Source organism: Noviherbaspirillum sp. (genome assembly GCF_035254865.1).
Taxonomy (GTDB): domain Bacteria; phylum Pseudomonadota; class Gammaproteobacteria; order Burkholderiales; family Burkholderiaceae_D; genus Noviherbaspirillum.
This window is the reverse complement of sequence record NZ_DATFAF010000018.1, coordinates 24,085-42,905: the sequence shown is the minus strand read 5'-3', so window position 1 is coordinate 42,905 and position 18,821 is coordinate 24,085. Positions and strand designations below refer to the sequence as shown.

At 62.0% G+C, this 18,821-nt stretch carries 16 protein-coding genes; 1 reads left to right on the top strand and 15 read right to left on the bottom strand.

Going from position 1 to position 18,821, the window contains the following annotated elements:
• Positions 1-23: 23 nt before the first annotated feature.
• The 4 genes from VJ651_RS04360 to VJ651_RS04345 form a co-directional block, all read right to left on the bottom strand.
• Positions 24-992 (bottom strand): helix-turn-helix domain-containing protein, encoded by a 969-nt coding sequence (locus VJ651_RS04360; RefSeq protein WP_324106258.1) that lies wholly within the window; start codon positions 990-992, stop codon positions 24-26.
• Positions 993-1,288: 296 nt separating this feature from the next.
• Complete coding sequence (locus tag VJ651_RS04355) at positions 1,289-3,397, bottom strand: PQQ-dependent dehydrogenase, methanol/ethanol family (protein WP_324106257.1); 2,109 nt, start codon at positions 3,395-3,397, stop codon at positions 1,289-1,291.
• A gap of 80 nt (positions 3,398-3,477) precedes the next feature.
• Positions 3,478-4,959 carry a phenylacetaldehyde dehydrogenase StyD gene (gene styD / locus VJ651_RS04350; RefSeq protein WP_324106256.1) on the bottom strand — a complete coding sequence of 494 codons (1,482 nt, stop codon included), beginning with the start codon at positions 4,957-4,959 and terminating at the stop codon, positions 3,478-3,480.
• A gap of 144 nt (positions 4,960-5,103) precedes the next feature.
• Positions 5,104-5,652, bottom strand: a complete 549-nt coding sequence (locus VJ651_RS04345; RefSeq protein ID WP_324106255.1) for a hypothetical protein — start codon at positions 5,650-5,652, stop codon at positions 5,104-5,106.
• 234 nt (positions 5,653-5,886) lie between these two features.
• Here VJ651_RS04345 and VJ651_RS04340 point away from each other — a divergent pair, with 234 nt between their 5' ends.
• Positions 5,887-6,087 carry a DUF2905 domain-containing protein gene (locus VJ651_RS04340; RefSeq protein WP_324106254.1) on the top strand — a complete coding sequence of 67 codons (201 nt, stop codon included), beginning with the start codon at positions 5,887-5,889 and terminating at the stop codon, positions 6,085-6,087.
• 80 nt (positions 6,088-6,167) lie between these two features.
• Here the strand turns inward: VJ651_RS04340 and VJ651_RS04335 are convergent, their stop codons facing one another.
• From VJ651_RS04335 to VJ651_RS04285, 11 genes are all read right to left on the bottom strand, one after another.
• Complete coding sequence (locus VJ651_RS04335; RefSeq protein WP_324106253.1) at positions 6,168-6,536, bottom strand: SPW repeat protein; 369 nt, start codon at positions 6,534-6,536, stop codon at positions 6,168-6,170.
• A 515-nt stretch (positions 6,537-7,051) separates the two neighbouring features.
• Positions 7,052-7,531: a chemotaxis protein CheW gene (locus tag VJ651_RS04330; RefSeq protein WP_324106252.1), complete on the bottom strand. Its 480-nt coding sequence runs from the start codon at positions 7,529-7,531 to the stop codon at positions 7,052-7,054.
• A 150-nt stretch (positions 7,532-7,681) separates the two neighbouring features.
• Positions 7,682-8,734 carry a hypothetical protein gene (locus VJ651_RS04325; RefSeq protein ID WP_324106251.1) on the bottom strand — a complete coding sequence of 351 codons (1,053 nt, stop codon included), beginning with the start codon at positions 8,732-8,734 and terminating at the stop codon, positions 7,682-7,684.
• Between the two features lie 108 nt (positions 8,735-8,842).
• Positions 8,843-9,157 (bottom strand): flagellar transcriptional regulator FlhD, encoded by a 315-nt coding sequence (gene flhD, locus VJ651_RS04320; protein WP_136414970.1) that lies wholly within the window; start codon positions 9,155-9,157, stop codon positions 8,843-8,845.
• An 18-nt stretch (positions 9,158-9,175) separates the two neighbouring features.
• Positions 9,176-9,496, bottom strand: coding sequence for a type II toxin-antitoxin system PemK/MazF family toxin (locus VJ651_RS04315; RefSeq protein WP_324106250.1), 321 nt, complete (start codon positions 9,494-9,496; stop codon positions 9,176-9,178).
• Entirely contained in the window at positions 9,490-9,744 is a 255-nt protein-coding gene (locus tag VJ651_RS04310; RefSeq protein ID WP_324106249.1) for an AbrB/MazE/SpoVT family DNA-binding domain-containing protein, read from the bottom strand. Before VJ651_RS04310 ends, VJ651_RS04315 begins: the two co-directional genes overlap by 7 nt.
• Before the next feature lie 302 nt (positions 9,745-10,046).
• Complete coding sequence (locus VJ651_RS04305; protein ID WP_324106248.1) at positions 10,047-10,214, bottom strand: hypothetical protein; 168 nt, start codon at positions 10,212-10,214, stop codon at positions 10,047-10,049.
• A 73-nt stretch (positions 10,215-10,287) separates the two neighbouring features.
• The gene (locus VJ651_RS04300) at positions 10,288-11,235 is read right to left on the bottom strand and encodes a hypothetical protein (protein ID WP_324106247.1); all 948 of its coding nucleotides are present in this window, start codon (positions 11,233-11,235) and stop codon (positions 10,288-10,290) included.
• Positions 11,236-11,557: 322 nt separating this feature from the next.
• Positions 11,558-12,838: a L,D-transpeptidase family protein gene (locus VJ651_RS04295; protein WP_324106246.1), complete on the bottom strand. Its 1,281-nt coding sequence runs from the start codon at positions 12,836-12,838 to the stop codon at positions 11,558-11,560.
• Positions 12,838-13,956: a tetratricopeptide repeat protein gene (locus VJ651_RS04290; RefSeq protein WP_324106245.1), complete on the bottom strand. Its 1,119-nt coding sequence runs from the start codon at positions 13,954-13,956 to the stop codon at positions 12,838-12,840. Before VJ651_RS04290 ends, VJ651_RS04295 begins: the two co-directional genes overlap by 1 nt.
• Before the next feature lie 219 nt (positions 13,957-14,175).
• Positions 14,176-18,462: a hypothetical protein gene (locus VJ651_RS04285; RefSeq protein WP_324106244.1), complete on the bottom strand. Its 4,287-nt coding sequence runs from the start codon at positions 18,460-18,462 to the stop codon at positions 14,176-14,178.
• Positions 18,463-18,821 lie beyond the last annotated feature (359 nt).

Here is an 18,821-nt window from a genome sequence, read left to right as displayed (position 1 = left end):
CTTGCGTGCAAGTGCAACGCATGTCACATGCGTCGATGCGCGCGCCAGCCGCTGGGGCTGACGCCGAAGCGTTCGTGAAATGCGCGACTCAGATGCGCGGCGTCGGAGAAACCGAATTCATAGGCGAGCTGCGTGATGGTCTTGTCCGCCTCGCGCGGATCGGCGAGGCTCTTTCGTGCCGCCTCCAGCCGCATTCCGAGGATATAGGCGTGCGGCGTCTCGCCCATCCGGTCGAACAGGTAGTAGAGCGAACGACGCGACATGGAGAAGGCCTGCGCGATGCGTTCGGCCGACAGGTCGGGTTCGGCAATGTGCTCAAGGATGAACTCGCGGATCTGCTCGAGCTTGTGCGGATTCATGACGCGCGACTGTGCCGATGTGTCGCAATTGCCGGTCTGCCGCATGGCCGCAGCCATCAGCGCGACCACCGAGTCCTGCACCACCATCTGCCCCGCGCTGTCGAGCGTGACCTGATCGTCGAGCAAGCGGCCGATGGCCGACAGCGCCACCTCCGCCGTTCCCTTGCCGGAGAGCGCAGTGCCGAGCAGGCGCGGAATCGCCGGCCCCCAGGCATAGGCTTCGTTCTGCGGCAGGAAGAGCACGACAAAGCGGCTGTCCTCGTCGAGCACATTCACGCTGTACGGCCGGGTGCTGTCATACACCGCCCAGGTGCCGGGAACCAGCATGGCCTCGCGTCCGCCCTGCTGGATGCAGCTTTGCCCGGTGATCTGCCACATGATCTTGAAAGTGCCGGCTTCGGAACGCGACGATGCGCCATCGGTGCGACGGAACATCGCTGGGGTGGTGTCGACCATGGATACCAGGCTGTCCTTGAATTTCGCCGCCAGTGCACGTGTATGACAACGGTCCGGCGTGGTGTAGCGGCAGTCCAGTTCGTAGAAACTGGTGTGCACCATCTCCGTCAACTGATCGAGGGAATGCACATGCGATTCATGAAGTCGGTCGACTTGCGGCGCAAACAGCGATGCCATGGCGCTATCTCCAATGTGGTGCGGCGGCTCATGCAACGAGTGGATCGCACTGTGCGTGCGAAGGCGGTTCGCCGATGCCGCTCTCAATGAAGCGACCGCGACGCGAGCCTGCCGTTGTCTCCTGCGGATGTTGTTCGGTACAGCTTTTTGTCCGTGCAGATTACCATAATCGCCTGGCCCCAATTGTCTCGGTTTTAACAAACGAAAGTCTGAGAAATTGCATTTCCATGGATTAATAATCAAAAAAACGGCATCGACGCCCACAGACATCGATGCCGCCGGGGAAAAGAGAAAAATCAGCGTTGCGCGCTCTGCTTGTCGTGCTGTTCCTTGCTCTTCATGTAGTCGGCATATTCCTTGTCCATGATGTATGCCTTGACGTCCGCCAGATCGGCACTGGTAACGACGTCTCCGAACGACGCCATGCCGCGTGCATGCAGCGCGCCCTTGAGCACAATCTCTTCGAAGGCATTGCGCGTGGCATCGGAGGAGAAGCGCAGGTCGGGGATGATGCCGCCGCTCACCGCACCGACGCCGTGACACATGGCGCAGGTGGTGTGGAAGATCCGGCTGCCGTGTGCGATCGACTCGGGCGAGGCCTGCACCGGTTGCGGTATGCGCGTATAGACGACCTTCTTGACCGGAATCGGCGGCAGCGCTTCCTTGCCGTCAAGTGCAAAGACCAGCAAGCGGCTGATGTTGCGTACGCCGGGTGCAAGCGTTGCCTCGCCGCCGATCAGGCCGGCCGCACCACCCCACCCGGCCATGACGGCGACGTACTGCTTGCCGCCGACCGAGTAAGTGACAGGCCCCGCCATCACGCCGGTCTGCGCACCGAATTCCCATAGCTTCTTGCCGGCATCGGCCGAATAGGCGACGAAGCGGCCATCAGCCGTGCCCTGGAACACCAGGTTGCCGCCGGTCGCCATCGTGCCGCCGTTCCAGTGGAAGGCATAGGGCGCGGTCCATGCAGCCTTCTGCTTGACCGGATCCCAGGCAACCAGTGCACCGCTGGCGACTTCACGCGGGAAGGCAGTGAAGTTTTCCTCGCCGGAACCGAGGTTCCAGGCTCCCGGGCGATAGTGGAAATCCTTCGCCCCGTTCGAATACACGAAGGGCAGCTCATGGTAGGGAATATAGGCGAGGCCGGTTTTCGGGCTGAAGGACATCGGCTGCCAGTTGTGCGCGCCGAACGGACCTGGCCATTGCACCGACGGATCCTTTTCGTAACGCGCACCCGGCGTCTCGACGGGACGGCCGGTCTTGAGATCGACACGCTCGGCCCAGGTCACCTTGCCGAATTTTTCGGCCGACAGCAATTCGCCGGTCTGGCGGTCAAGCACGTAGAAGAAACCATTCTTCGGCGCCTGCATCAGCACCTTGCGCTTCTTGCCGTTGATCTCCATGTCGGCGAGGATGATGTCCTGGGTCGCGGTGAAGTCCCATGAATCGCCCGGTGTCGTCTGGTAGTGCCAGACCATGCGCCCGGTATCGGCGTTGACAGCGACGATGGACGACAGATAGAGGTTGTCGCCGCCTTCCGGGCTACGAATCTGACGGTTCCATGGCGAACCATTGCCGGTGCCGACATACAGCAGATTGAGCTGCGGATCGTAAGCCATGGCGTTCCACGCGGTTCCGCCGCCGCCATATTTCCACCACTCGCCGTTCCAGGTCTTCAGCGCCTTTTCCAGCTCGGGCGATTCTTGCGGCTTGGAGGGGTCGCCCGGCACCACATAGAAACGCCAGGCCATCTTGCCGCTGTTCGCATCATAGGCCGAGAAGTAGCCGCGCACGCCGAGTTCCGCGCCGCCATTGCCGATGATGACCTTGCCGTTGACGACGCGCGGCGCGCCGGTGATCGTGTAAGCCTGTGTATTGTCGGTGGTCTGGGCGGACCAGATCTGTTTGCCGCTGGATGCGTCGAGCGCGATCAGGCGCCCGTCGATGGTGCCGACATAAACCTTGCCTTTCCAGACCGCGACGCCGCGATTGACGACGTCGCAGCATGCGTGCCGCCCCTTCGATTTTTCGACGCCGGGATCGAATTCCCACAGCTTCTTGCCGGTGGCGGCATCCGCCGCGAACACCCGGCTCCAGGCGAGCGTCGCATACAGCACGCCATCGACCACGATGGGCGTTGCTTCCAGGCCGCGGTCGTTGTCGAGATCAGCGTACCAGGCCAGCCCGAGCCGGCTGACGTTGTGATCATTGATTTTTGCCAGCGGGCTGTAGCGCTGCTCCGCGTAAGTGCGGCCATGGCTGAGCCAGTTGGCGCCGTCCTTCCGCGAGGCCGCAATGCGTGCGGCATCGACGTTGGCCGGCCCGGCCTTGGCGGCAGCCCACTGCGGCGCGATAAAAGCCGCTGCGGCAAATGCCATGGCGAACACTGCTTTCCTGTTCATTCACTCCTCCTCTTCTTATGGAAAATCGTCGCCCCGGCCGAGCGACCGGGGCATGAGCGCTCTTGCCGGCGCTGAACCAATCAGTAGGCGATGCAGACCGACTTGATTTCGGTATAGGCATCCAGCGCGGCGCGTCCGTGCTCGCGGCCGACGCCCGAGCTCTTGAAGCCGCCGAAGGGCATGCTGGGATCGACCACGTTGTGCGTATTGACCCAGACCGTGCCGGCATCGATGCGGTCGATCAGCTTGTTGGCCGCGCTCAGGTTGTTGGTCCAGATGCTGGCGCCCAGGCCGTACTGGCTGTTGTTGGCTTCCCGCAGCACGCTGTCGATATCGTCGAAAGGCATGGCGACCACGACCGGCCCGAAAATTTCCTCGCGCACTACGGTCAGCGACTTGCAGGCAGTGTTCGAGACGACCGTCGGCTTGACGAAGTAACCCGGACGGTTCGGTGCGACGCCGCCGCTGACGATTTCCGCGCCCTCGCTGCGGCCGCTTTCGATATAGCCCATCACGCGCTCACGCTGGCGCGCAGATACCAGCGGACCCATTTGCGTGGCGGGATCGAAGCCGGATCCGAGCACGGTGTTTTCCGCCACGGAAGCCAGGCCGGAGACCACGCGGTCGTAGTTCTTCTTGTGCACATACAGGCGCGAGCCGGCGGTGCAAACCTGCCCCTGGTTGAGGAAGATCGCAGCGGCCGCGCCCTGCACGGCGAGTTCCGGATCGCAGTCTTCCAGGACCAGCACCGGACTCTTGCCGCCCAGCTCGAGCGAAGCGCGGCGGATGGCCTGGCCGCATTGCTGGCCGATGATGCGACCGACTTCGGTGGAACCGGTAAAGGTCACCTTGTCGATGCCGGGATGATTGACCAGCGCCGCGCCCGCCACCGGACCGTCGCCGGTCACCACGTTCAGCACACCCGGCGGGAAACCGGCTTCCTGCACCAGTTCAGCCAGACGCAAGGCGGTGAGCGGTGTTTCCTCGGCGGGCTTGAGGACCACCGTGCAGCCGCAGGCCAGCGCCGGAGCGATTTTCCAGATCGCCATCAGCATGGGGAAGTTCCACGGAACGATGGCGCCGACCACGCCGACCGGAACGCGGCGCGTGGATGCGTTGTACTTCACGCCCGGCGTAAATCTGATCGACAGATCCAGCGTGCTGCCTTCGATCTTGGTGGTCCATCCGGCCATGTAACGCAGCCATTGCGCGCTGGCGCTGATGTCGATGGCTTGCGATACACCGAGCAGCTTGCCGTTGTTCAAGGTCTCGAGTTGCGCCAGTTCCAGGTTGTTGGCTTCGACCAGGTCGGCCAGTTTCAGCAGCAGGCGCTCGCGCTGCGCCGGCAGCATGTCGCGCCAGGCCGATGACTCGAAGGCCGCGCGCGCGGCGCGCACCGCCCTGTCAATGTCGCCGGCGTCCGATTCGGGCACCTGTGCGATCTCTTCGCCGCTGGCCGGATCAAAAACGGCAAATGTCTTGCCGGATTGAGCGCCGCACCATTCTCCGTTGATGAGCATTTTCGAACGGATGGATTGGCGGATATCTGCGAGATTGGTCATGGAGCGTCTCCTGATGTTGGTTGTTATGCGGAGCACACACCGTAACACCGGGGATCGCTTCGAAGCTTGAAGGCCCGTGCAGCGGGCTTGTCAAATCGTGCAAGACGTTTCAGGCAGGCTGCATTGCCCATGCACTGTCAGGGTCTAGCCGGCACCCTTCGCAGGCGGCGTACTGCCGGTTTGCCTGATAAACGCGTCCTGCAGATCGCCGGTGATGTAGCGCAGCGTCATGTCGAAGTCGTAGCGCGGCGCATCAAGCTCGATGACTGCGTTGCCATGCTTGAAGCGCGCGTAGGCATCGCCGCCCGACGCGATGCGTTTTTCGACCAGCGTGTATCTGGCGGCCAGTCCGTTCATGGCCTTGCGAAAGGTGCCGATTCGTCCGTCGCGGCTGCCCTCGCCATTCGGAAAGTACATGACGACGGCGTTCAGTTTTCGGGCCGTGTCGAAGATGAAGACGATTTCGCTCAGCCCTTCGACATCGATTCCCTTGCCCGGTCCGGACAGCATCGGGCCGCGCGTATACCGGTTGGTCCCCGCCGGAACCAGGCGCGTTTTCGCGCCGATTTCCTTTTGCACATTGTCGAGGGTGGCCACGCCAAGTTCCAATCCGAACAGCGCGAGATTGCCGGCCCAGGCCGTGTGCGCAGCGAGCGCCAGTACGGCTGCGGCAAGTTTTACAGAAATTTTCATTGCAGACGTGATGAAGATGATGCGTGATTTGTTCGAGTTTCACGCGATGGAATCGGACGCGTTCTTGTCCTTTGCGCCTGCCGATGAGGAGAAGGTATTTCTTTCCAGAATATATTTCATTGACTCGTATCAAGACACGCGGAAAGCGCGCAATTGGCGTGCTGCCTGAGCGGGAATTGCGAATGCTCCTCGGCGTCCAATGCAGTGTCGATCATCCTTGCGGCAGCCCTTCACATGCAGCGCTTTCTCCTGATTACCGGCGCCCTTCTCCTGCTTGCCGGCGTGTTCTGGCCATGGCTGTCCCGGCTTCCGTTTGGCCGCTTGCCCGGGGACATACATATCGTGCGTGAAGGTTTCAGCTTCCATTTCCCGGTGATGACCAGCATTCTTGTGTCGCTCTTGCTGTCGCTTCTGCTCTGGATTTTCCGCCGCTGATCACCCATAAAAAAATCCCCTTGGATGCATGCCCCAAGGGGATCGGCTTGCTTCGCGGCAGGAGCGCGCCTACGTGATGTCTACGTGGCGGTATGTCCTCCATGGCGCCAGCGCTGGAAGTCCTGATCGCGCACCATCGCCCAGATGGCGAGGAGCAGCACCGCGCATCCAACCAGTGCCGCATTCATGGCGACATTCTTTTCGGCTGCAAAGCGCAATACCCAGGGCGAGATCGCCACCCAGGCCCCGAGAATGATGTTGATCGCCTCTTCCCATGCTTTCGGAACGGATACCGCGACCGCCGCGAAGATCACGATCGCGGCGCCGAGGATATAGGCGTTCCAGGCAGCCTTCGGCAGGGTGCTTGCGTATTTCAATGCCCACGGCGAGGCAAACAGCCAGGCACCGAGAAGCAGATTGATCCAGTCTTGCCATCGTTTGGTTTTCATGATGCTTACCTCCTTTCTTCAGTTGCGTGGTGAATGCAGATTTAGATATTTGGAGACGAGCGATTGTTCCGGATGCGCGAGGGCAGGCGATGACGCGGTTTCGCCTTCATCTTCATTGCGACCATCGTTCGCTGCACGCAGAGCTGATAATCTACAAGGTCACACCGCCGCTTGGCCCGTTCGACGAACATTCCGCATGGCCACAGGGGCACTGCTCGCCCTGCTCGTCCTGATTCGCGTGTTCGCGCCGGCATTCTTCGCTGCAATACCGTTGTCCGACCGGCACGGAACAGGTGCAGCGCGGAAGCGCGCATTTGTCTTCAGCTTGATGAGGTGCCATCGAAATTCTCCTTTGGCGCAGAACTCATTTCAGAAACAGAAGGGCTCGCGAAGGACTTCGGGCACATTTTCCGTCGCCGCAGCCAGCTTTCCTGAAGACCTTTTTTGCGCAGCGAGGTTCATCTCCGCACCGCCGCAATGCGTGCTTGCCGAGTGGACTGTCAATCGACGTTGTCTCAGGCGGCAAGGCGCTGGATCAATCCGATTTCGCTGCCCGACATGAGCTTGTCGATATCGACCAGAATGAGCATGCGATCGTCGCGCGTGCCGAGGCCGATCAGGTAGTCGGTATTGAGCGTGGATCCCATGTCCGGCGCCGGCTTGATTTCTTCCCCGGCCAGGGTAATGACGTCGGAGACGCTGTCGACAACCATGCCGATCACCTTGCCGGCGATATTGAGAATGATCACGACCGTGAACTGGTCGTAGGTCGGCGTGCCGATATTGAACTTGATGCGCATATCCACAATCGGCACGATCAGGCCGCGCAGATTGACGACGCCCTTGATGTAATCCGGCGCGTCGGCGAGGCGGGTGACCGCGTCGTAACCGCGCAGCTCCTGTACCCGTTGAATGTCGATGCCGTACTCTTCGCTTCCCAGGGTGAAAGCGATGACTTCCATGGAGGAAGCGTTGTGAACTTCGGAAGAATTCATGATTGGCCCGTTTAAAACTTGCCGTGTCGCAAGTTTTATGCCACCAAGCCTCGTAGGCGCCTGCCAGCGTCGATGAACTTCGTCGGCGCTGCGGCAGCACACCGCCTGCCGCTTCCCGAGGACGGGAGCCGCTTCCTGCTTTCGGGAAGATCAGGTCAGGAAAACCAGTGCGGCAAGTGCTGCGCAGCACACCGTCGCCTGCAAGACATGGACGAGGATTGCGCGCGTTTTTCCGGGCGTGAATGTGGGCGGGGACTGAGGCGGGGATGGGGTCGGAGCGACGGTTTTCTCGCGTTCTTCCGGCGGCAACGCGGTTGGATTTGGCCGCGCACGCGCGACGTTGACGACGATCGCATCATCCTCGGGATCCGGCGCCGTTTCCCTGCGGGCTGGAGCCGTCCTCGCCTGACTCTGGATGGCCTTCGGTTCCGGCGGCGATTGCCGTTTCTCGGAGAGCCGGACACGTCCGGTGGTCAGCATCTGGTGCAGTTCGTCGATGGTCGGCTTGCGCTGGTAGACCTTTTCCCAGGCCCGGATCAGATTCGCATGGCCTTCGCCCATCAGGGCATCATGCAGCAGGTTGCCCATTGCGCGACCGCGTTCGACGGCTTTCCTGAGATGGTTTTGATGGACTTCGTTGGCCACCTTGAAGAGCGCCTTGGCGAGTACCTGATCGCGACACGCATTCAGTTCGCCCTCGAGATCATGATACTCAACCAGCCCGTTGATCTGAACCGGCGGCTGCAGGATGATGTTCGCGCCGGCTTGCTTCAATTCCAGCAGCGCGCGCACCGGGAAATCGAGTTGCGAGGCATCCTGTTGGTCGGCGGAAGCATTCTCAAGGAACAGGCGCGACTCGCGGTAACCCTGGTAAAAGGACAGCCACGGCTCCATGTCCGCCTTGCAAAGGGAAAACGGCTTGCTCCACTCGCTGCCTTCAGTCTGCTCGTCGAGCGGAATCAGCGCGGAGCGCATATCGGGAATGTTGCGGACCTTGTCGACCCATTCCTGCGGGAGGGTGACGGCCGCGCTGGTGTTCTTGTGTTGCGCGGGATTGGCGATCAGGTGCGGATCTTTGCGTGCATCGCCAGCGCGCGGCTGTTTCTTCTTTTGCTCGAGGGCTTCCTGATGAATGCGATTCTGCCGTTCGGTCTCCCACCGCAGGGGACTGTCGAGCACATTGAGCACGTCGAGCGCTTGCATGCTATGCCGCTCCTAGCGCGGCGATGTATGCGACACGCGTTCGCAAGGCAAGCGGCAGTCCGGAACAGGCGCACATGATCGCAAGGGGCTGGCGGCGTCAATGCGCCGTCAGAGGATGGTTTCGGGCGCCTGCGACGCCATGATGATGGATGCATGCACCGGCGCGCTGGCGGTGCCGGCCTTGTCGCGCAGCAGCGTCGACAGGATCGCCGTATCGTTGAAGCGGAAGCGCGAGAGCATCACGTTACAGCTGGCCATTTTCAGGACTTGACCGTTACTCATGCTGGCCAGCAGATCGGCAATCTCGCCGCTGATGCCGAGGCGGAATATGGCCTCTGCGCGATCGTGGCGAATCATTTGCTGGGCAATCATCAGGTAGCTCAGATTGACATCGCGAATTTCTGACAAATAATCGTTAGCCATTGAGTACGGTCCTTATGTTTAATAAGCGAAAACTTCTTGTAGAACTTCCAGAGTCTTGGCCATCGTCTCCTCGCTGATGACCCCCAGCTTCTTTACCAAACGCGACTTCTCGAGGGTGCAAATCTGATCCAGCAGGATCAGCCCCTCTTTCTGCATGAACGTGACGGGAATACGAAACGGCGCGGGCAGTTCGTGCGAGCACATCGGCGCCATGATGAGCGTGGACAGGTACTCGTCCATTTCCTCAGGCGAGACGACGACGCAAGGCCATCGCTTCTGGGTCATGCTGCCGATCGGTTTTTCAAAATCGGCCAGCCATACATCGGCCCGCTTTACCATGTGAATCCACTATCCGCTTCGTTGGTAATCAGAGGCCAGGCGATCGGAAGTTCTGCGGACTTGTCCGCAAGCAAACGGCATGCCTCCGCCCATCCTTCACGGGATTTCTTCCTCGGCTTGCGGATCACGATCGCTTCGTTCTCCACCTCAATCTCGACCTCGCCGATATCAAGACCGGTCTGCATCAAGAATGGCTTGGGAATCAACACCCCTTGCGAATTGCCCATCTTGCGGATTGCAGTCTTCATAGAAGTTCCTCGAACTGATGTTCTAACATAGTACAACAAAATTACCGCATAGCAAATTTTTATTAAAACAATGTTGGTACATAATTTTTTATGTTATTACTTTGTTTTAACTATTATGAAAAACAGGATGAAATGTCATCGGTAAACCGGAAAAGCGAGAGCGCAGCGGCTGCGGTTAGTGAAGTAACACTTTAAGTAAACTTCAAAAAGTACTTTAAGTTACTGAAAAGGAAAATTGCGCTTTGAAGGGGTGCTCAGCGAGGCGGGAAGACGCGGCAGATTGCGTGCGGGAAATGAGGTGGTCAATAGGCGGGAATGTGCGGCTCGTAGGATGGACAACCGTTCTTGCCCCACTTGCCGGCGCAGATGCGCCACTTGCACTTCTCGCGATCGATGAGGCCCTGGATGCGTTCGCAGCGCGCGAGCGTGGCGCGCGTGGCGGCATAGCGCGATTGCGACGAGGCGGACATCGTCGGCCCGCCGTACGCCTGGCCGGTGCGCTTGCGTTTGGAGAGGCGTGCTTCTCCTACGCTTCGCCTGGCGCTAGTCTTTTTTTTTTAACTCTTCTTCCGCCTGCTGACGGATACGCTCGATCTCCTTGTCCTTGGCGGCGGCCTGCTGCGGCACATGACGTTTCGACGGCGCCTTGGCAGTCTTCTTCTCGACCGGCTTTGCGCGCGGCCTGGGCGCAGGACTTTCCGATGCAGCCCGGCCCGCCTCGGAAACCTCCGGCTTCCTGGCGCGCTTTGGCGGTGCTGCGCTGAGCGTATCGGTTTCGGCTTGCTTACTGCTGGCGGTCGTCGCGCCCTTGCCAGAGTCGACACCATCGTCGTGCTCCTCGGCCTTCTGCGTCGGGACCGGCGTGGCTGCGGGCGCCTGCTCGGCTTGCTGCGGCGGTGGTGCACCGTCGTAGGGAAGTTCATCCGGACTGATGCCGCGAACCGGAGCGCGCGCCCCCTGCGTTTCCGTTTGCGATGGCGCTTGAACCGTGGGCGGCGGCAGAGATGCACGGGCAGGAGCCTGGCGTGTGCCGGAATTGCCGAACCAGACGGCGACACCCAGGCCGACGGCGGCGCCAATGACGAAGATACCCGACATCAGCATGAGGCGCGAAACGCGGCGAGGTTTGGGTTTGCCCTCCTGAAAGGCGGTCTGCCAGGGCGGCTCCTGATGCGCGAAGGCGGCAGTGTCGTTCCACTGCGGCTCGGTTCGTTGCCGGGTAGTCGAATCCGCAGAGGACTCCTGTGGAGTGCGTGTCCGCTCGCCGCGGGGGGCGGTTGCCGCGGCGCTATTGCGGCGAAGATCCTCGCGTTTCGGCGCGGGAGGTGGGGTACGTTGCTTGGCAGCGGTCAAATGGCATGTCCTCCTGAATCGATGAGCGCGCAGCCGTACTCCGTATTCAAGCAAAGACGACGCGCCGCCGATGCCCTTGCCTTCGAACTGGGCATGGCCGGTCTGACTGAACTTCTGGTAGCCACCCGGAACGGGCATTGGCTTGCTGCAAGAGGCGCAAATCCGTGCAAATCCGGTGTTTTCCGCCCCGCAATTCTGGCATCGCATGGCGACCTGCGTGTTATCCGATGCACATGCTTCTGAATGACCATTGTCGGCAAAACTTAGTTCAACAGGAAAGTATCCGGCGAGCTTCTTTCACTGTTCCTGAGCAAAAACGAGCACATCGCTTGATTAATATCATCGCCTGCTCTCGCAACGATAATTCCCTTGAGAACGGAATCGGGCCGGAAAAAGAAAAACGGCTGCCATTCCATCAGGCAGCCGTTCCGTGAATATTGCGTGCGTTATTCGTGTCGCCTCAGAGATTCAGCTCATACACGATTTTCCACTGCGCACCTTCCTTCGCCCAGTACTGGCGCTTGCGAATCGATGTCTTGCTCTTCCCCACTCGCGACTCCTGGGTGAAGGTGCTGACAATCATGTTGTCGCGACCGGGGTAGAAGAAGAAAGTCGAATCTTTCAGCTCGATCGAGACATCCTTCACGCCGCTCATGAATTGCTGGTGCTTTGCAAACCAGGTGCTCAGGTCCTCACCGCGGTCGGACCGGAACTGGCGAGAGTAATTTTCCATCACGCGCTGCGGATTCATGCTCTCCATGTCGCGCCGCCAGTCATCCACCAGATGCGTCGCAAGATGGCGATCGCTTTCCCACTTGGTCTTGCTGACGAAGTCCACGCTTTCGCTGATCACCACCGGCGTCTTGCCGATCTCGACCGAACCGGCGAGCTTGTGCAGGTCCGGATTGGTCAGCACGACGCAACCGTCGGAGGACAGCGGCGGACGGCTGTAACTGTCTGGGGGCGTGCCGTGCAGCCAGATACCCGATCCGCTGCGTCCGTTGACCTTGTCCCATTCGTTCGGATAATTGATCGGCAACGCACCGGAGCCGTAAAAGTCCGGCAGGCGCTCACCCGAGAGATGGCTGGTGATGTAGTAGATCCCGATCGGCGTTTTCTGGTCGCCGGCCTTGAGCTTGTTGACGCCGAGCTTGCCCTGGCTGACGTAATAGTCGCTGACGAATTTCAGACGGCCGGCATCATTGGCATACACGTACAGGCGCGAGCGCTTGGCGTCGACCAGGATCACATGCTTCTGGTCATCGCGCAATTGCAGTACCAGGCGCGGCAGCAGGCTCGGATCCGGACGTTCGCGTAGCCACTTCAGGCGCACGATCGCTTCCTGGCGCAGGTTCTTGAGCTTGTCCTCCGGGCCATTGACTGCGCCGAAGGTGGTGACCGGCTGCGTCTGCATCAGGAGGAGGTCGCCGCGAATCAGATGGCCGAGGCGAAAATTCGGATAGTCCTCGACCAGCTTGTCGGCCTTGGCCAGCGCGTGCCGCAAACGGTTGGCGCCCAGCTCTTTATACACTTCGACCAGCAATACTTCGGGATCCGGCTTGTCCGCCACCGGCGCGGCGACTGCCCGTGCGGGCGCGGGCGCGTGCGCCGGCTTTTTGGCATGCGCCTTCGCGTTCGCGACGAAAGGCGCGGCCATGAGGCTGGCAGCCAGCAACCAGGACAGGACTTGCCTAGAGGTGCCGGCGCTTGGCTGGCGCTTGGTAGATTGGAAACGCAACATCAGCTACCCGTATTCTCCTGTTTGATCTGCCACTTGCCGCCCTTGTTGGCCAGCACGAGGGTCTTGCGGGTGTTTGCGGTCAGACGGTCCGACACATAAACCTGGCGGAATTTCACCGTTGCCGTATTGCCATTGATGCTGACTTGCGGGGATTCGACCTTGACGCTGATGTTGCTCTTGCCGACGATGCGTGCGCGCCGGTCGTCTTCCCATGCCTTGCGGGACTGTCCGTTCGGCGTATGGAAATCGCTGCCGTAATAGCCCAGATACGACTTCACGTCTTGCGAGCTCCAGGCCTTGGCCCAGCCATGCACGACCTTCAACACGTCGTCCCGTTCGACATTGGCGTTCGCCGTTGGTTTCGGCTCGGCCTTGGGCTCCACTTTGTGCTCAGGCTTGGGGGCTTCATTTTTTGCGATCGGTGCCGGTTTGACCGGAGCGGGTGCAGCAGCGACCGGCGGCGCGGCCGGTGCCGGCACTGCCGGGGTCGGAGCCTTGGGTGCCGGCGCAGGCGCCGCGCCCACCGGAGCCGGTGCAGGTGCAGCGGCGGCCACCTTGGTGCCACCGTTCATGTTGCCCACCAGTGAACGTACCAGCGTCAGCTTGGACTTCGCGGCGGAATTGCCGGAATCGAGCTGCAAGGCCTTGTCATAGGCCTGGCTTGCGAGCTTGGCATGCACATCGCCCAGGTTTTCATAGGCGGTCGCGTAGCTCGGATTGGTGCGGATGGCAGCATCCAGTGCGAGGCGCGCCTTCTCGTACTGACCGGCCGCCGCATACAGCACGGCGAGGTTGTTGTACGGTTCAGGCAATCCAGGATAGTCCTCGGTCAGCTTGGTGAAGACCGTGATGGCTTCGGCCGCCTTGTTCTGTTCGGTGAGAATCACGCCCTTGAGGAAGCGCATCTGCGCATCGCGCGGATTCTTGTTCAGGAAGGCATCCGCTTTCGTCAGTGCTTCCGCATATTGGCCGCCGCGCATGAGCTTGTTGACGTCGGTGTAATCGTCCGCGAACGCGGGACCGGCAAACAAGGCTGCCACCAGACCGGACAATGCAATGGTGTTATTCAGTACAGGGCGCAAACGAATACGGATCATGCGGCGCGAGAAGAAAGTCATGAGTCTTGGTTGGTGTTATTTTGCAGCAAAAAGAAAGCGCACGGGAAGCGCATGGAAACCGTACGGTAGCCGGAATGCAGCGTTGTTGACAAGCCGCTCGCGCCGATTTTTAAACCAGTGCATTCTATACTTCCTGCCTTAAATACGCTATTTCGGAAGCGGCGGCTTGCCAACCCTGCAAGGACTGGCAGAGGAAAAAACAACGCGGGCTGCCCTCGCCTATTCCTTCACGGCGTCGACCTGCGCCGTGCTCTCGACGGCCGGGGCGATTTCCGGCTGGGCGCTGAGTTGATAGGACATTTGCAATTTTGAGGGGATGGCAATACCGATCGGGCCGGACTGGCTGACGGAGGTTGCGACGGCCGGGACCGCCTTGTGCGCCAATTCCGTGCTTGCCGGTGCGGTCTGCAGGGCCCAGGTGCTGGCAACCGCTACGCCTGCAGCGAAGGCGGCACCGCCCAGTACCGCGACCAGCGGCCGTCGGACCGCGCGGACCTTGACTGCCGGCACCGGCGATTCGGCCAGCACGCTCTCGGCGCGGACGCGCCAGTCGCCGAGCGCTTCGCTCTTCTGCGCCATGCGTTCAATCAGGTCGGCGGCGATCGCCTGCGCCTCGTCCTGTTCGCGTTCGATTCTGGCACGCAGCGTCTCGGCCTGCTCCGTGCTCGTTGCCGCATATTCCTTCTGCCTGCGCGCAGCCTGCAATGCGCGACGTTCGGCGGCCACCCGTGCTTCTTCGGCGGCATGCGCCTCGATCTCCGCTTCCATGCGCTTGCTGGCCAGGTCGGCCGCTTCGCGTTCCGCCCTGGCGCGCTGCTCGGCTTCGACACGTGCGATGTCTTCCGCTTTCAGCTTTTCCTGAATCGCTGCCAGCGCCTGCTGTTCGGCCTTGGCACGGGCGCTCTCGACGCGAGCCAGTTCGATGGCTTCGCGCGCCTTGGCTTCGGCGGTTTCGGCGACCAGGCGCTGCAACTCGGCGTGTTCACTTGCCTTTTCGAGGAATTGCTTTTCGGCGGCAAGTCGGCTTTCGCTCGCGATTCGCACCGTGCGTTCGGCCTGCTCGCGCGCGCGCGTGATCTGCACCTGCTCTTGCTCGATGCGCAGCAGTGCTTGCGCGTCGTGCGCTGCATTCTTTTCCGCCGCCAGTTTTTCTTCGATCGCGGCCAGGGTCTTCTGTTCAATGTCGGCGCGCTCGCGTTCGATACGCAGTTTCTCCTGCACCGCTTCCAACGATTTCTGCTCGGCTGCGGCTCGGCGGCGTTCTTCCGTGGCCAGGTCGATCGCTTCGCGCGCCTTGGCGATTGCCAGCTCGGCGGTCTTGCGCTGTGATTCGGCCTTCTCGGCGGCCTTTGCCAGCAGCTCCTGCTCTGCGGCGCAAGCGCTTTCGCTCGCCTCACGTGCCACGCGCTCAGCCTGCTCGCGCGCCTTCATCGCTTTGGCCTGCTCTGCTTCCGCCTTGACGCGTGCCTGCGCTTCATTGCGCAGTTGCGTTTCGGCGGCAAGTTTTGCCTGGATGGCTTCGAGCGCCTCGCGCTCGGCGGCGACACGGTCCTTCTCCGCCTTGGCCAGGTCGATCGCTTCGCGTACCTTTTTCAGCGCGACGTAGGCGGCCTGGCGTTCCAGTTCGGCACGCTCCGCCGCCTTCTGCATGCGCTGTTTTTCGGCGGCGAGCTGGGTTTCGACCGATTCGCGCGCCTTGCGCTCGGCTTGCGCGGTCGCGCGGATCGTTTCGGCCTGTTCATGCTCGGCGAGTGCGCGTGCTTCGGCATCGGCTTTTGCCGCCTGTTCGGCAGCGAGCTTGTCGCGGACGGCGTCCAGCGCGCGCTGTTCGGCAGTGGCGCGCTCCTGTTCGATACGAGCCAGTTCGCCGGCTTCGCGCGCTTTCGCTTCCGCCGCTTCAGCGGCCTTGCGCTCCATTTCGGCTTGTTGCGCTGCCTGTTCCAGCTGCTGCTTTTCCGCCTCAAGCCGGGCCTGGATGGCGTCGCGCGCAGCCAGCTCGGCCTGTTCGCGAGCGCGCATCGTTTCCGCGTGTTCCGTCTCGGCGCGGGCGCGGGCGGCGGCATAGTTGCGTACCGCTTCCTCTGCGGCGCGCTTCTTCTGCATGGATTCCAGCGCCTGCTTCTCGGCGGCGGCACGCTCTTCCTGCGTGCGGGCCAGTGCGACGGCTTCGCGCGCGCCGGCTTCGGCCGCCTCGGCGGCTTCGCGTTCCAGATCGGCCTTGCGGGCGGCCTGCTCCAACTGCTCCTTTTCCGCAGCCAGCCGGGCTTCAATTGCCGAGCGCGCTTCCAGTTCCTCACGCTCCCTTGCGCGCAGCAGTTCGGCCTGCTCCTGCTCGGCGCGCATGCGCGCTTCCGCTTCGACGCGCGCGGCTTCGTCGGCCTGGCGCCTGGTTTGTTCAGCCTGCAGCGCCTTCTGTTCGGCTTCGGCACGCTCGCGTTCGGCACGCGCGGCTTCGGTGGCTTCGCGTGCCTTCAGCAGAGCCAGCTGGGCGGTCTTGCGCTGCAGTTCGACGGCGGCGTTGGTTTGCTCGGCGGTATGCCGAGCGGCAGTGGATTCGGCTTCATGCGCGGCGCGCAAGGCGCGGTCGGATTCTTCCTTTGCGCGCAGGGATTCGGCCAGTTCGAGTTCGGCCTGGGCGCGCGCTTCGGCCTCGGCCAGCGCGGCCTGTTCCGCGGCGAGTTTTTCCTGGGTGGCTTTCAGTACCTTTTGCGCTGCTTCCGCACGTTGCCGCTCGACCTGCACTTTCTGCTGCAAGGTGGCGAGGGCCTGCTGCTCGTCATTTGCGCGCTGGCGTTCCAGGCGTGCCAGTTCGACCGCCTCGCGCGCTTTCAGGACGGCGGCATTGGCAGCCTCGCGCTGTGCATCGGCGCGCTCCATCGCCTTGGCGAGCGCGGTCTTGGCGGCTTCGCATTCTTCTTCCTTGGCCGCGCGGGCTGCCAGTTCCGCCTGCTCCTGCATGCGCAGCAAACCGGTGTGCTGACGCTCGGCCTCGGCACGCGCCGCGGCTTGCGCAATGGCGGCTTCTTCGGCCCGCAGCTTTTCCTGCAAGGCCTCGACGGCTTTCTGTTCGGCCTCCGCGCGCTCGCGCTCGGTACGCGCCAGTTCGACCGCTTCACGCGCCTTGGCGGCGGCGAATTCGGCGGTCTGGCGTTGCAGTTCCGCATGTTCGGCGGCACGCTCATAGGCCTGCTGTTCCGCAGCGGCCTGGTCGGCGGCCATCTTGGCGGCGGCGCGTTCAAATTCGATGCGCTTTTCCACGAGCTGCCTGGCGCGCTGCTCTTCCTCCGCGCGGCTTTGCATCGCTTCGGCGACTTGTTGTTCGGCTTCGGCACGTTCGCGCGCCTCGCACACGGCGCGCGCTTCCGCGGCGGCGCGTGCGCGGGCCTGCATGTCGGCCTTGTGCTCGGCTTCGACGCGGGTCAGCGCCAGGGTTTGCAGTTCACGCTCGGTCCGGATGCGTGCTTCGGTCGCGATGCGAATACGCTCTTCCGCTTCACGGCGTGCCTGGGCGGCGGCCGCTGCCAGGGATTCGGCCTGTTCGCGACGCACGGCGGCGTCGCGCAGCTCGGCGTCGGCCTGCAGGCGCAACTGGTAGGCATCGGCAGCCTTGCGTTCGAGGTCGGCCCGGGCCTGTGCGGAGGCTTCGCTTTCCTGCTCGGCCAGCGCGCGTGCGCGGGCTTCCTCGCGCGCACGGACCTCGACCGGAGCACGGCTCAAGGCGGCTTGCAATGCCATCTCCTCGGCACGCTCGCGCTCGCGTGCCACTTCCATTGCCTCGGCGCGCGCCTTGGCGAGCATCTCGGAGGCCATGCGCGCTTCGCGCTCGCGGCGTTCCTGTTCGCGGGCCAGCTCGACCATGCGCGCGTCGGCACGGGCACGGGCTTCCGCCTCCTGTTTCGCGGCTTCGGAGGCGGCAACACGCTGGGCGGCTTGCCAGCGCGCCAGTTCGGTTTCCTGCGCCAGCTCTTCGGCGGCGGCAGTGGCGCGCGCGGCCAGTTCGGTTTCCTTCACGATCTGTTCGGTCGCGCGCTTGCGGGCTTCCTGCTCGGCGCGGACGCGCTCTTCCGCCATGCGCTTGGCCTCGGCTTCCGCCTGTGCGCGTGCGCGCAGTGCTTCGATCTCCTTCTTGACGGCGGCGGCGCGGGCCTCGCTGGCTTCGCGGGCCTGGCGTTCCGCATCCAGTCGCGCGCGGCCTGCTTCAATCGCTTCTTCGGCTGCCCTGGCGTTTTGATAGGCCTCGGCGGCGGCCGCCGCTTCCATCTTGGCCTTGTCTTCGGCGAGTGCCCGTGCGCGCGCTTCGGCGTGGGCGCGATTTTCGGCGGCGACGGTTGCTTTCGCTTCGGCTTCGACGCGGGCGATGGCCTCGCGGATCGCTTTTAGATCGACCCCGCCGGTGCGCGGGTTGGTCGCTGCCGGCTGCACCCCAGCGCTGCGATCGACGTCTTCGTCGTCGTAGGACTTGTCCTGCTCGTTGAGGTTGTTTCGCATCGCCTGATTCGTTTCCATCTTGGACTCCCGCTGGATGAGCGATTCCGGCGTTCTCTTGTTCTTGCCGCTGGCCGGAATTTCTTACCATGCATTATCAGAGGCGCGGTAGTGAATCGGGGGCGCGAATAAAGGGGGAAATCCGAGCCAGTTCATGAATATGTATTGCATATATTGCATCCACAATCTCGGCAAAAAGGGATTGCGCGCATCCTCGCAGTTGTCGTTTCGTCAATATCCGGCTAACACCCCCGCTTGCAGACAAAAACACTTGATGTGAACACGAGACAAATTGTTTCAAAAGGCACTACAGTAGCCGGAACCTCGCTATGATTCATTGCTAACTTCGTTATGAAATTGCTGCGCGGTTCGTCGCCGTA

What these genes read in the sequence shown, in the direction of transcription:
- VJ651_RS04340 (WP_324106254.1), top strand. Translation starts at nt 5,887, where the DNA reads ATGCAGCGCTTTCTCCTGATTACCGGCGCCCTTCTCCTGCTTGCCGGC.
- VJ651_RS04355 (WP_324106257.1), bottom strand. Translation starts at nt 3,397, where the DNA reads ATGAACAGGAAAGCAGTGTTCGCCATGGCATTTGCCGCAGCGGCTTTT.
- VJ651_RS04295 (WP_324106246.1), bottom strand. Translation starts at nt 12,838, where the DNA reads ATGTTGCGTTTCCAATCTACCAAGCGCCAGCCAAGCGCCGGCACCTCT.
- VJ651_RS04325 (WP_324106251.1), bottom strand. Translation starts at nt 8,734, where the DNA reads ATGCAAGCGCTCGACGTGCTCAATGTGCTCGACAGTCCCCTGCGGTGG.
- VJ651_RS04345 (WP_324106255.1), bottom strand. Translation starts at nt 5,652, where the DNA reads ATGAAAATTTCTGTAAAACTTGCCGCAGCCGTACTGGCGCTCGCTGCG.
- VJ651_RS04330 (WP_324106252.1), bottom strand. Translation starts at nt 7,531, where the DNA reads ATGAATTCTTCCGAAGTTCACAACGCTTCCTCCATGGAAGTCATCGCT.
- styD (WP_324106256.1), bottom strand. Translation starts at nt 4,959, where the DNA reads ATGACCAATCTCGCAGATATCCGCCAATCCATCCGTTCGAAAATGCTC.
- VJ651_RS04300 (WP_324106247.1), bottom strand. Translation starts at nt 11,235, where the DNA reads ATGCCCGTTCCGGGTGGCTACCAGAAGTTCAGTCAGACCGGCCATGCC.
- flhD (WP_136414970.1), bottom strand. Translation starts at nt 9,157, where the DNA reads ATGGCTAACGATTATTTGTCAGAAATTCGCGATGTCAATCTGAGCTAC.
- VJ651_RS04290 (WP_324106245.1), bottom strand. Translation starts at nt 13,956, where the DNA reads ATGACTTTCTTCTCGCGCCGCATGATCCGTATTCGTTTGCGCCCTGTA.
- VJ651_RS04360 (WP_324106258.1), bottom strand. Translation starts at nt 992, where the DNA reads ATGGCATCGCTGTTTGCGCCGCAAGTCGACCGACTTCATGAATCGCAT.
- VJ651_RS04310 (WP_324106249.1), bottom strand. Translation starts at nt 9,744, where the DNA reads ATGAAGACTGCAATCCGCAAGATGGGCAATTCGCAAGGGGTGTTGATT.
- VJ651_RS04305 (WP_324106248.1), bottom strand. Translation starts at nt 10,214, where the DNA reads ATGTCCGCCTCGTCGCAATCGCGCTATGCCGCCACGCGCGCCACGCTC.
- VJ651_RS04335 (WP_324106253.1), bottom strand. Translation starts at nt 6,536, where the DNA reads ATGAAAACCAAACGATGGCAAGACTGGATCAATCTGCTTCTCGGTGCC.
- VJ651_RS04315 (WP_324106250.1), bottom strand. Translation starts at nt 9,496, where the DNA reads ATGGTAAAGCGGGCCGATGTATGGCTGGCCGATTTTGAAAAACCGATC.
- VJ651_RS04285 (WP_324106244.1), bottom strand. Translation starts at nt 18,462, where the DNA reads ATGGAAACGAATCAGGCGATGCGAAACAACCTCAACGAGCAGGACAAG.